Below are 12,130 nucleotides of genomic sequence, written 5' to 3'. Positions count from 1 at the left end.
CATTCCCCGTTGTCAGTTTTATTCCGAGCCCTGTACCGAGCCCTTGGTCGGGGTTTTCCCCTTGCAGTCCGGCCACATCAAGGATGCCGCCGGACCAAAGTGTTTTACGCTCATGCGCTTTGGAACTTGTTCACAAACTCCGTGCGCACATCGGCGTACCAAGGCGCTTCTGCTGGCCATGCGTTGAGATTGGCCAAAGCGTCGCCCGGATAGGCTTCCGCGAAGTTTTTCGCATAAGCTTCGCCCGCCAGTTTGTCCGCCCCGAGGATCGGGGAGTTGTAGCCGTGCTGGTCGATGGCCGGACCTGCGTTCTTCGGATCAAAGGCAAACTTGATCAGCTCGTAGGCTTGATCAATGTTCTTCGCACCTTTTGGCATCGCCAGACCGTCAACCCACGCCATCGCACCTTCTGCCGGTGCTTGGTAGGTCACAGGCTCGCCTGCGGTTTTCAGCGCAAGAGGTGGGCCATCCCATGTCTGGCCGACAACAACGCCATCGTTCAGCAGACCGTTTTTCTGCGTATCTGCGTCGTTCCAGATCAGCTTCAGGTTGGCTTTGCGTGCGATGCACCAGTCGGCGATCATGCCCCAGGTTTTGCGCATGTTCTCTTCGGACTCGTAGGCGGCCCAGACAGAACCCGGATCCATTTCACCGGACGCTTCCATATAGAGGCCTGCACACAGCATGCCGGAATGCGCACGGATCATGGTTTTGCCCGCGTTCTCTTCAGACCAGATTTCACCATAGCTTGGCACACCAGACGCATCGGCTGGCGACCATTTGTCGACACGCCAGGACATGCCTTCGGTGCCCCAGATGTGTGGAATCCAGGTGTTGCCACCGAAATCCCAAGCGTCCGGACCGATTTTGGCCATTGCGGGGTTTGCCGCGTCAATTGGAATGCGGGTCATGTCGAATGGTTGCAGAAGTTCTAACGGACCCCATTGCAACGAGCGGTTGTTGGTCGGGCCGATCAGATCAGCGCCGGAGCCTTGCGAGGCTTTCATCTTGTTGATCAGCTCTTCGTTGGAGCCGATGCCGATGTAATTCACCTTGATGCCGGTCTCGGCGGTGAAATTTGCCAGCATGTCTTCGGGCCAGTAATCAGACCAGTCCATCAGGGTCATCTCGCCGGATGTCGCAAATGCCTTGGACACCAGTGCGGGCGTTGCCAAAGCGGCCACACCAGCGACCGCACCGGACTTGAGGACCGCGCGGCGGCTCAACGTGTTTCGAGTGTTTTTCATAAAGTTATTCCCTCCCGGAATAGTTGGAGCACCACAGGATGTCGTGCTTTTCGCAATTTTCATACCCAGTTATCTACAGGGTTTTTGATGTCACTTTTGTTACATTAGCCCCACTGTGACAGCCCGATGGCGCTCAATTGCCCCTCTTTTTGCCCCGCAGAGGGTGATACGCATCGCATTTTCAGTCAATCGGCGGGCTCCGATATTCTAAGCGCTACATCTCGTCCGGCGCATGCTGCCGCAATTTCATGCGTTTGCACAAGTACGCGCTGTTCAGGGCCGGCACGCAGTTTCCGCCCCCAGATCTTTTTGCCGTCACACTCCGCAATCAAGTCCCCATCGACATGTTGAGCAACACGAAGTTGAATGTCTCTCATACCTCCGACGTCTTGTGATAAAACGATATTTTGAGGCATGGCGAAGCGCAGACGGTGGTCGTTCACCGAAACCCTTACAGATGGTTCGGATTCTGGCAATAGTCCCGCAAGGTCCCGAGCGACCCATTGACCGGTCCGCCCTCCCTCTGACCAACTCCATCCGGCCGTCTCGACGGGGCGTAAAACATTTCCTGTGGCGAAATATGTGGGGTCGGATAGCCGTCCCCATTGATCGACCTGCGGACCACCAGTTGCCGGATCAACCAGCAGATGACCACTACGGGCAAGTGCCGCCTCCGGCGTGAACTGCCCGCTGAGAATAACGCCATCGCACTCAAGACGACTAATTTGCCCCTTGGCGTCTTCGACGACGACGCCTTCCACCTTGGTGTCGCCCAGAATTTCAACCAAGCGCGTTCCCGTGTGGAGCGCCACACCGGCCAGCCTTGGGAACAATGCGCAAGGCCAGCGCGCTGTGACGTGCTTGTTGGCCTCGATCATTGCGATAGGGCGAATTCTGGCATGGCGGCAGGTCAGGATGGCCGAAAAGGCGACGAGTTCGCTGCCGAAGATAACCGGTCGCTGGAACGGGCGGCGGTTCTTGAGATACACCATGGATTGCAGCGCGCCCGTATTCAGAACGCCCGAGACACGGGCCCCAGAGACCAGCCGCGCGGATCGCGGGGTTTCGCGCACACCGGTGGCGAGGATCACCCGTTTTGCGTTGAGTTCAGTCACTCCAGTTGGTGTGGCAAGCCGCAGCTTGCCCTGCGCGCGGGCTTCTACAACGGTCGTAAGCGTGCGAATTTCAACGCCTGCAGTCTGTGCCGACGCGACAAGGCGTTCTGCATAGGTCGGGCCGGTCATGATGCGGTTGAACTCCCGCAACCCAAAGGGCGGATGTCCGCAATGGCGCGGAATACCGCCCGCCTCTGCTTCGCGCTCCAGCACGACGACTCGCTCCACTCCTGCGGATTTCAGCGCACTCGCGGCGGCCAGCCCGGCGGGGCCACCGCCGATAATTGCCACATCGACATCACTCATGAGAAAGACGCTCAGCCATCGCCGACACGAAACAGCCATCGGTCAGTTCTGCCAGCCGCGCCGAGCAGTAAAACCCCTGACACCGCCCCATAGTGGCGCGGGTTTGCCGCTTCAGACCTGCCAACGACCGTGCAGGCAACGGGCCATGCAAAGCGGTCTCTATTTCGCGCCTTGTGACCAATTCGCAGTGGCACACCACCTCGCCCGCGCCGTCTTGCTTCCAGTCGCGTGGGCCAGCCTCGGACAACATATTGGCTTTGGGCACTACAGGGTCAGGCAGCTTGTCATGCGATGCCCCCATTTTTTCGTACAAGCCATAAACGTGCCGCGCGATCCCCAACGCGCCGCTAAGACCGGTCGAACGGATGCCGCCCACGGTGATCCAGTTCTGCTCTGACGTCGCACTGACGCGGTATTCTTTCTGGTCGGATGCCGGACGCAGACCCGCATAGGTCGCCGTTATTGGCATGTCCTTCAATGCGGGGATTTTGGCGATACCATCTGCAATCAAAGCCTTCAGGGTCTCATCATCGGTAGAGGCGTCAGTGCGGCTGTCCTGCTCCTCGGCGGTCGGGCCGACGGCCAGATTTCCGAACACCGTGCGGAACACGACAATCCCTTTGGTTGTCTCGCTGGGAACGGGCAAAATGATCGCAGACACCAAATCGCTGGCAGCCTTGTCGAACACAACAAACTGCCCCTTACGCGGTTTAATTTCGAACTGCGCCGCGCCCAGCAACGCTCGATTCACGACATCCCCGTATAACCCAGCGCAGTTGATTACATGGCGCGCGCGGAGAGTTCCTTTTGTCGTCACAACGCGCCACTCCTCCCCATCAAACGTGCCCTCCGCAACCTCGCAAGAGGTAAACACCTTCGCGCCGTTCTCCATTGCTTGTCGCAGATAGACGTATGGCGCGGACCACGGATCAATGAGGCTTTCGCCCGGAACGTGGACCGCCCCCAAAGCGTTCCGACTGAGGTTTGGTTCCCACGCGCCTAAGGTTTCCGCGTCGACCAGTGCGACATCAGTCACACCTTTGAGATGCGCTTTGGCCTTGATGCTTTCGAGGTTGCGCAGCTCGTCTTGGGTCCATGCCACGACATAGGCCCCCGCATTGTCTTGCACCAATCCCAAGCTGTCGCGAATGGCCTGATATTCCGCGTATCCGTCGCGTATGCAGGCCAGTTCCAACGAGCCTTCGGGGGCATCAAAGCCGGTGTGCAGGATCGCGCTGTTTGCCTTGCTGGCACCGTCCAGAATGTCGGTGCCTTTTTCCAGCACAGCAACCCGCGCGCCTTCCAAAGTGAACCGTCGCGCCACGGCGCAGCCGACCACACCAGCGCCGATCACCACCACATCAAACAGTGATTGGTCCAAGACGGAGGCAAAATTTTCCGTTGATCGCTGTAGAAGTATTGACAATCCGTGACCAATTATTGACCGTTTGCTGACTACTTTTGTAGATTTCGTGACCATGTTAGTCAATATCGCCGGAAAACTATGAAAAAGCACAAGAGGCAATCCAAGCTGATCGAATTGGTCAGAAAGCGGGAAGAAGCGTCAGTCGAAGATCTGGCGCGGCTTCTTGAGGCATCGCGTGAAACTGTGCGCCGCGATCTGACGCAGCTGTCCGATCAGGGCAAAATCCAAAAGGTTCATGGCGGCGCAACCCTGCCCCGCGCCCTTGGTGAAGGGCATTTTCAACAGCGTATGTCTGAAAACGTAGACGCCAAAATGAAAATCGCAAAACTGGCTGCCGAGATATTCAAACCGGGCGAGACGTTGTTACTGGATACCGGCTCGACCACCTTATTTCTGGCCGAGGAACTGGCCAAATCCGCAGGTCTGACAATCGTCACGAACTCTACAGAAATTGCCCGCACCATAAGCAAGGGGAACAGCGGCAACCGCGTGTTTTTGTTGGGGGGCGAGTTCAGTGCGGCCAACAACCAGACACTTGGGGCGATGGCGACAACGCAGCTTCGTGCATTTCGCGCCCATCACGCTGTCTTGACCGTTGGCGCAATGGATGCGCGAACTGGGGCGATGGATTTCAATTTTGACGAAGCACAGGTGGCGCGGGTAATGATCGAACAATCCAACGAGGTCACCGTGCTTGCCGATGCCTCCAAATTCGAGGCCTTGGCATCGTTTGAAGTGTGTCCGCTTTCCTCGATCCATCGTATCGTTAGCGACGGCCCCGTCCCGAATGACATCCGCGAAGAACTTGTTGCCGCTGGCAAGCAAGCCGTGATCCTCGAATGAGCCGCCTTGTGACCTCCAAACTCCTAAACCAAACCGATGGGCCAGCCTTCGAGGTGGTCAACCGAAGCGGCCAGAGCCCCGTTGTGCTGGTCTGCGAACATGCTGCCAATCGCGTGCCGGCTGGGTTAGACAGCCTAGGCCTGTCCGAAGAACAACTTGAGGCGCATGTAGCATGGGACCCCGGGGCTTCGGCGTTGGCCAGAAAGCTTAGCGACACGTTCGACGCATCATTGATCGAAGCGCGGTTCTCGCGTCTGGTTTACGACTGCAACCGCCCTCCCGACGCCACCAGTGCGATGCCTGCAAATACCGAATTCTGCCCGATCCCTGGCAATGCACATATCACCGAGGCCGAGCGCGTAGCGCGCACCAAAGACATATACGAGCCGTTCCACGCGGCGGTTACAAAGGTCCTAAGTGAGACACCGGACCCCGTTCTGGTGACCATCCACAGCTTCACCCCCGTTTTCCACGGTAAGCCCCGTGATGTTGAAATCGGGCTCCTGCATGCAGCGGACACCCGTTTGGCGCAGGCGATGATGCCAACGCTCGAAAGCTCTGCTTACGACGCCCGTTACAACGCGCCTTACGGGCCAGAAGATGGCGTGTTGCACAGTATCGAAAAGCACTTGTCGGGTCGGCGTCTTCCTTATGTAATGATAGAAGTCCGCAATGATCTGATCGCGACCGACGCTGGCCTGTCCGACATTGCCACCCTACTCACGCAAAGCCTCACCCGTGCGCTCTCCAGCATGGGCGTTCCCCAGTCCCTAGCCAATCCGGATGTATCTGATGCCAAATAAACTGACCTTCGACGCGCTCAAAAAACAAGTGAAAGCCGGAGAGATCGACACGATCCTTGTCTGTCTGGTCGATATGCAAGGGCGTTTGATGGGCAAGCGCTTTCTAGCCCAGCATTTCGTCGACAGCGCCTATGAGGAAACCCATTGCTGCAACTACCTGCTGGCGACTGATCTGGAAATGGCGACGCCGGACGGCTACGCCTCCACCAGCTGGCAGTCGGGCTATGGCGACTATGTGATGAAGCCGGACTTGGAGACCTTGCGCCCCGTGCCGTGGCTTGAAGGGACGGCAATGGTTCTGTGCGACGTGTTGGATCACCACACGCATGAGGCTGTTCCGCATTCCCCACGTGCCGTGTTGAAGAAGCAGCTCGCGCGGTTGGACGCGCTTGGGTTTAGTGCAGCGATGGCGACCGAGTTGGAGTTTTTCCTGTTCGAGAAAAGCTATGACGAAATCCGCAAAGGCGGCTTTCGCGACCTGACCCCGATCAGCGGCTACAACGAGGACTACCATATCTTCCAGACCACCAAGGAAGAGCATGTGATGCGGCCAATCCGCAATCACCTCTATGCCGCGGGTATCCCGATTGAGAACACCAAGGGCGAGGCCGAGGCGGGGCAGGAAGAGTTGAACATTCGCTACGACGCGCCGATGAACTGCGCCGATCATCACACGATTGCAAAGCACGCCATCAAGGAAATCGCTTGGCAAAACGGTCATGCGGCGTCGTTTTTGCCCAAATGGCATCAAGACCGCGTCGGCTCGTCCAGCCACATTCACCAGTCACTTTGGAAGGAGGGAAAGTCCGCGTTCTATGACCCTGACGCCAAGCACGGGATGTCTGATCTGATGCGCCATTACATGGCCGGCTTGATCAAATACGCGCCGGACGTGACCTATTTCCTCGCGCCATATGTGAACAGCTACAAGCGGTTCCAGAAAGGCACCTTCGCGCCGACCGGCACCGTGTGGTCCATCGACAACCGCACCGCAGGCTTCCGGCTATGTGGCGAGAACACCAAGGCGGTGCGCGTGGAATGCCGTGTGGGTGGGTCCGACCTGAACCCGTACTTGGCTATGGCCACACAATTGGCCGCAGGCATTGCGGGCATCGAGGAAAAGCTAGACCTGCAACCTGCGTTGACCGGTGATGCTTATGAAGACACAGGTGCCAAGCAAATACCCGCCAACCTGCGCGACGCGATGGTCACGCTGAAAGGTTCCAACATGCTGCGTGCGGCGCTCGGGGACGTGGTAGTGGACCACTACCACCGCTGCGCAGAGGTGGAACAGGAAGATTTTGAGCGCGTTGTCACCGATTACGAAATCGCGCGCGGATTTGAGAAAGCCTGAGGGGGAAGACCAGTGACCAAAACTTTAAAATGCATCTCTCCGATTGACGGATCGGTGTTCGCTGAACGCCCCGTATTGAGTGTCCCCGAGGCCGAGGCCGTCGCCCGCACCGCGCGTAGCGCCCAACCCGCTTGGGCCGCACGCCCCTTGCAAGACCGCATTGATCTGGTGATGGCAGGCGTCGCCGCCGTGGGCGCGATGAACGACGAAATCGTGCCGGAGCTGGCCCATCAAATGGGTCGTCCGATCCGCTATGGCGGCGAGTTCGGCGGATTTAACGAGCGTGCCAGCCATATGGCCGAGATCGCGCAAGGCGCATTGGCGAACATCGAAGTCTCCAACGACGGTGACTTCCACCGCTATATTCGCCGCGTGCCACACGGCGTCGTGTTGGTCGTAGCCCCGTGGAACTATCCGTACATGACCGCAATCAACACCGTGGCCCCTGCCCTGATTGCTGGCAATACCGTGGTGCTGAAGCATTCCACCCAGACTTTGTTGGTCGGCGAGCGCATGGCGGCGGCCTTCCATCAAGCGGGCATCCCGAAAGAGGTGTTCCAAAGCATCTTCGTCGACCACGACACCACGTCACATCTGATCGGCAACCGCAGCTTCGATTTCGTCAACTTCACCGGCTCTGTCGGTGGCGGTCAGGCCATGGAGCGCGCGGCGGCGGGCACCTTCACCGGTGTCGGGCTGGAACTTGGTGGCAAAGATCCGGGTTATGTGATGGAAGACGCCGATCTGGATGCTGCGGTCGATACGTTGATCGACGGGGCGATGTTCAACTCCGGACAGTGCTGTTGCGGGATCGAGCGGATTTATGTGGTGGAGGCCCTCTACGACCAGTTTGTCGAGAAGGCCGTGGCGATCGTGAACGGCTACAAACTTGGCAACCCGCTGGACCCGGACACCACCATCGGCCCAATGGCCCATACCCGCTTCGCAAACGAGGTGCGTGGGCAAATCGCGGAGGCGATATCCGATGGTGCGAAAGCGCATATAGCCTCCTTCACAGAGGATGACGGCGGCGCATATCTGACGCCGCAAATCCTGACCAACGTGACCCATGATATGCGCGTTATGCGCGAAGAAAGCTTCGGGCCGGTTGTGGGCATCATGAAAGTCAAAGACGACGCGGAAGCGATTGCGCTGATGAATGACAGCGAATTCGGCCTGACCGCGTCGCTTTGGACAAAAGACATTGAACGCGCCCAAAGGGTCGGCGACCAGATCGAAACGGGCACGGTGTTCATGAACCGCGCCGACTACCTTGATCCGGCCTTGTGCTGGACGGGCTGCAAGAATACTGGACGCGGCGGCGGCTTGTCGGTCATTGGCTACCACAACCTGACACGTCCAAAATCCTACCATCTGAAGAAGGCACACTAAGATGAACCTGACTGGCAACTGGTCCTACCCGACCGCTATCCGCTTTGGCGCAGGGCGTATTTCGGAAATCGCTGACGCATGCAAATCTGCCGGCATGTCCAAACCTTTGTTGGTGACGGACAAGGGGCTGGCGTCGATGGAGATCACCACGCGAACGCTCGACCATCTGGAGGCGGCAGGCTTGGGGCGCGGGTTGTTTTCCGAAGTCGACCCGAACCCCACGGATAAGAACGCCGAAGCTGGCGTCGCAGTCTACCGCGAGGGCGGGTATGATGGCGTCGTAGCGTTTGGCGGCGGCTCAGGCCTTGATCTGGCGAAGGTTATCGCGTTTTGGGCTGGCCAATCCCGCCCGCTATGGGATTTCGAAGATGTCGGCGATTGGTGGACCCGCGCCAACCCCGACAAGATCGCGCCTATCGTCGCCGTTCCAACCACGGCTGGCACTGGCTCCGAAGTCGGGCGCGCCAGCGTGATCACCAACTCGGACACGCATGAGAAGAAGATCATCTTCCACCCCAAAATGCTGCCCACTGTGGTGATCTGTGACCCGGAGCTGACGGTTGGCATGCCAAAGTTCATCACCGCAGGCACCGGCTTGGATGCCTTCGCGCATTGCGTCGAAGCCTATAGCAGCCCGCATTACCATCCGATGAGCCAAGGGATTGCGTTGGAGGGGATGCGGCTGGTCAAAGAATACCTGCCCCGCGCCTATGCCACCCCGACCGACCTTGAGGCGCGCGCGCACATGATGTCCGCTGCCGCCATGGGCGCAACCGGTTTTCAAAAAGGTCTGGGTGCCATTCACGCGCTGAGCCACCCGATTGGGGCTGTCCATCACACCCACCACGGCACGACCAACGCGGTATGCATGCCTGCGGTGCTGCAATTCAACAAAGACGCGATAGCAGCGCGGTTTGATATGGTCGCCGCCTATCTGGGGATCGCTGGCGGGTTTGACGGGTTCTGCGCCTATGTGGACGAGTTGAACGCATCGATGTCGATCCCGAAAACACTGACGGAGCTTGGTGTAAAAAACGCGGACCTGGACTTGCTGACCGACGCCGCCTTGCGCGACCCGAGCACGGGCGGAAATCCGGTCGAGATGACCGCTGCGAATACCAAAGCGTTGTTTGAGGCCATACTCTAGCCGCCACATTAATCGGGTTGGCGGCGAGAGATGCGCCGCCGACTTCACACTATGCCTTCACACGCTCCATTATTGGATCATACAGCGGTGCCATATGGACCGTGCATGGCACCCGTTCTGTCGCGACCTCCAACTCGTAGTCGCCATCCATCACATAGTTCGCGTCAATGAGTTCATCCGATCGGACATAGCCGTATCCGATTGATTTGTTGAGCGTGTAGCCAAACCCGCCGCTGCTCAGCCACCCGACCCGCTTGCCGTTCCGGTAGATGGTTTCTCGACCGGACAGCACAATATCAGGGGCCGCGGTGAAGCCTGCGAGTATTTTCTTCACCCCGTTGTCCCGCTGCGCCTCGGCTGCTTTGCGCCCTTTGAAGTCGATGTTCTTTTTCAATTTCACCGCCCACGCCAATCCAGCCTCGGCGGGCGTGTGGTCTGGGCCTATATCCGCGCCCCATGCGCGGTAGCCTTTCTCCAATCGCATGCTTTCAATCGTCCGGTAACCTGCGTCTCGCAACCCGAACTCCGCGCCCGCTTCTACCAGTGCGGTGTAGACCGTGGTGGCGTATTCCACTGGCAGGTGAAGCTCCCAACCCAGCTCGCCAACATAGGTGACCCGCAATGCGTTCACAGGGCATCCGGCTATGCCGATGGTCTTGGCGGTGCCGAACTTGAACGCTTTATTGGAGACGTCTGCTTTGGTGACCTTTTCAAGAATGTCGCGTGCCTTTGGCCCCATCAGCGACAAGACTGCATATGCGGACGTCACATCGACCAGTTGCGCGTTCATGCCGTCAGGGATGTTGCGCGATATCCATTCAAAATCATGGGTCGCGAAACCGGTACCGGTGACGATGTAATACTCGTCCCGCGCCACGCGGACTGTAGTCAGGTCGCACTCAATGCCGCCACGATCGTTGAGCATTTGCGTGTAGATCAACGAGCCCACCGGCTTTTGCACGTCATTGGCCGCAATCCAGCTGAGCGCTGCTTCTGCGTCCGGCCCTTTGAGGACGAACTTGGCGAAGGAAGTCTGGTCGAACAACACCGCTGCTTCGCGCCCGGCTTTGTGCTCCTCGCCCACGACGTCAAACCAATTCTGTCGCCCGAAGCTATAGACGTCTTTCGGCTCCATCCCCGAAGGCGCGAACCAGTTTGGCCGCTCCCATCCAAGCTTTTCACCAAAGCAAGCGCCTTTGCCTTTCAGCGTCTCGTACAAAGGTGACTTCCGGCAAGGCCTGCCGGAGCTGTGCTCCTCGAACGGCCATGCCATCGTGTAGTGTTTGCCATACGCCTCGACAGTGCGTGTGCGGACCCAGTCAGTGTCGAAATGCGGGCGGCCAAAGCGGCGGATATCTACCGGCCACAGATCAAATGGAGGCTCGCCCTTGGCGACCCATTCCGCCAGCGCCATCCCCGCCCCGCCACCAGCGGCGATGCCGTAGGCGTTGAAGCCTGCACCGACGTAGAAGTTCTTTAGCTCCGGCGCTTCACCCAGAATGAAATTGCCGTCCGGTGTGAAGCTTTCCGGCCCGTTCACCAATTGCTTGATGCCAGCGGTCTGCAAGGCTGGCACGCGGCCCAAAGCAAGCTCCACAATCTGCTCGAAATGATTGAAATTGGAATCGAGCAACGTGTAGTGGAACCCCTCCGGGATACCTTTGAGCGCCCACGGGATCGGGTTCGGCTCGTAGCCGCCCATAACCAATCCGCCGACTTCTTCTTTGTAATAGGTCAATCTGTCGGGGTCGCGCAGCGTCGGCAGGTCAGACGTGACGCCGTCGATCTGTTCCGTGACCATGTACTGGTGCTCCATCGGCACCAGCGGCACATTCACCCCGACGGTCGCCGCGAAATCGCGGGTCCATTGGCCGCCGCATAGAATGACCTTTTCGCACTCGATGAAGCCCTTTTCCGTCATCACACCTTTGATCACGCCGTCTTCAAGCTTGATCTTGGTGACTTTCGTATCTTCGAAAATACGCGCTCCAGCCATGCGGGCGCCTTTAGCAAGCGATAGCGTGATGTCGGACGGGTTGGCTTGCCCATCGGTCGGCATGTATGCCGCGCCGACCACATCATCGACATTCATCAATGGCCACAAATCTTGCGCTTCTAATGGTGTGAGCAGCTGCATCTCCAGACCGAACGAATGTGCTGTCGTTGCCTGTCGCTTTACCTCGGTCCAACGTTCCTCGTTACACGCAAGGCGCAGGCCGCCATTCATTTTCCAGCCGGTTGCTTGGCCTGTTTCCTTCTCCAACGTGTTGTAGAGATCAACTGAATAGCCCAGCAATTGCGTGATATTTGCGTTGGACCGCAACTGCCCAACAAGCCCCGCCGCATGAAAGGTCGTGCCGGAGGTCAGTTTCTGCCGCTCCAGCAAGACGACATCAGTCCAGCCAAGTTTTGCCAGATGATACGCCGTGGAGCAGCCCACGATACCACCCCCGATAACGACGGCCTTTGCACTGGTTGGGAAGGTGCTCATGGTGTT

9 protein-coding genes are annotated in these 12,130 nt (G+C 58.3%); 5 read left to right on the top strand and 4 right to left on the bottom strand.

Going from position 1 to position 12,130, the window contains the following annotated elements; genetic code table 11:
- Window positions 1-110 precede the first annotated feature (110 nt).
- The 3 genes from BUB72_RS03700 to BUB72_RS03690 all read right to left on the bottom strand — a co-directional run bounded on the left by BUB72_RS03700 (window position 111) and on the right by BUB72_RS03690 (window position 4,049).
- The gene (locus tag BUB72_RS03700; protein WP_073140839.1) at window positions 111-1,247 is read right to left on the bottom strand and encodes an extracellular solute-binding protein; all 1,137 of its coding nucleotides are present in this window, start codon (window positions 1,245-1,247) and stop codon (window positions 111-113) included.
- 185 nt (window positions 1,248-1,432) lie between these two features.
- Entirely contained in the window at window positions 1,433-2,668 is a 1,236-nt protein-coding gene (locus BUB72_RS03695; protein ID WP_073140838.1) for an NAD(P)/FAD-dependent oxidoreductase, read from the bottom strand.
- A complete protein-coding gene (locus tag BUB72_RS03690; protein WP_073140837.1) occupies window positions 2,661-4,049 on the bottom strand; it encodes an NAD(P)/FAD-dependent oxidoreductase in 1,389 nt (462 codons plus the stop codon). Before BUB72_RS03690 ends, BUB72_RS03695 begins: the two co-directional genes overlap by 8 nt.
- A 123-nt stretch (window positions 4,050-4,172) precedes the next feature.
- Here BUB72_RS03690 and BUB72_RS03685 point away from each other — a divergent pair, with 123 nt between their 5' ends.
- From BUB72_RS03685 to BUB72_RS03665, 5 genes are read left to right on the top strand one after another with little or no spacing between them, the layout of a single operon-like run.
- Window positions 4,173-4,937: a DeoR/GlpR family DNA-binding transcription regulator gene (locus tag BUB72_RS03685; protein WP_073140835.1), complete on the top strand. Its 765-nt coding sequence runs from the start codon at window positions 4,173-4,175 to the stop codon at window positions 4,935-4,937.
- Window positions 4,934-5,740, top strand: a complete 807-nt coding sequence (locus BUB72_RS03680; protein ID WP_073140833.1) for an N-formylglutamate amidohydrolase — start codon at window positions 4,934-4,936, stop codon at window positions 5,738-5,740. The genes BUB72_RS03685 and BUB72_RS03680 overlap by 4 nt, the downstream gene beginning before the upstream one ends.
- A complete protein-coding gene (locus tag BUB72_RS03675) occupies window positions 5,730-7,094 on the top strand; it encodes a glutamine synthetase family protein (RefSeq protein WP_073141664.1) in 1,365 nt (454 codons plus the stop codon). Before BUB72_RS03680 ends, BUB72_RS03675 begins: the two co-directional genes overlap by 11 nt.
- Before the next feature lie 12 nt (window positions 7,095-7,106).
- Entirely contained in the window at window positions 7,107-8,486 is a 1,380-nt protein-coding gene (locus tag BUB72_RS03670; RefSeq protein WP_073140831.1) for an aldehyde dehydrogenase family protein, read from the top strand.
- Between the two features lies 1 nt (window position 8,487).
- Window positions 8,488-9,633: an iron-containing alcohol dehydrogenase gene (locus BUB72_RS03665; protein WP_073140829.1), complete on the top strand. Its 1,146-nt coding sequence runs from the start codon at window positions 8,488-8,490 to the stop codon at window positions 9,631-9,633.
- A gap of 49 nt (window positions 9,634-9,682) precedes the next feature.
- Here BUB72_RS03665 and BUB72_RS03660 read toward each other — a convergent pair whose 3' ends face one another.
- The gene (locus BUB72_RS03660) at window positions 9,683-12,124 is read right to left on the bottom strand and encodes a GcvT family protein (protein ID WP_073140826.1); all 2,442 of its coding nucleotides are present in this window, start codon (window positions 12,122-12,124) and stop codon (window positions 9,683-9,685) included.
- Between the last annotated feature and the right edge of the window lie 6 nt (window positions 12,125-12,130).

Origin of the sequence: Litoreibacter ascidiaceicola (assembly GCF_900129235.1) — a bacterium.
Classification (GTDB): Bacteria; Pseudomonadota; Alphaproteobacteria; order Rhodobacterales; family Rhodobacteraceae; genus Litoreibacter; species Litoreibacter ascidiaceicola.
The sequence above is the reverse complement of the archived record's forward strand: the minus strand, read 5'-3'. Positions and strand labels throughout refer to the sequence as shown.

Bases quoted from the DNA above. Each gene is read 5' to 3' on its own strand.
- BUB72_RS03700 (WP_073140839.1), bottom strand. From the start codon at position 1,247: ATGAAAAACACTCGAAACACGTTGAGCCGCCGCGCGGTCCTCAAGTCC.
- BUB72_RS03695 (WP_073140838.1), bottom strand. From the start codon at position 2,668: ATGAGTGATGTCGATGTGGCAATTATCGGCGGTGGCCCCGCCGGGCTG.
- BUB72_RS03685 (WP_073140835.1), top strand. From the start codon at position 4,173: ATGAAAAAGCACAAGAGGCAATCCAAGCTGATCGAATTGGTCAGAAAG.
- BUB72_RS03680 (WP_073140833.1), top strand. From the start codon at position 4,934: ATGAGCCGCCTTGTGACCTCCAAACTCCTAAACCAAACCGATGGGCCA.
- BUB72_RS03675 (WP_073141664.1), top strand. From the start codon at position 5,730: ATGCCAAATAAACTGACCTTCGACGCGCTCAAAAAACAAGTGAAAGCC.
- BUB72_RS03665 (WP_073140829.1), top strand. From the start codon at position 8,488: ATGAACCTGACTGGCAACTGGTCCTACCCGACCGCTATCCGCTTTGGC.
- BUB72_RS03660 (WP_073140826.1), bottom strand. From the start codon at position 12,124: ATGAGCACCTTCCCAACCAGTGCAAAGGCCGTCGTTATCGGGGGTGGT.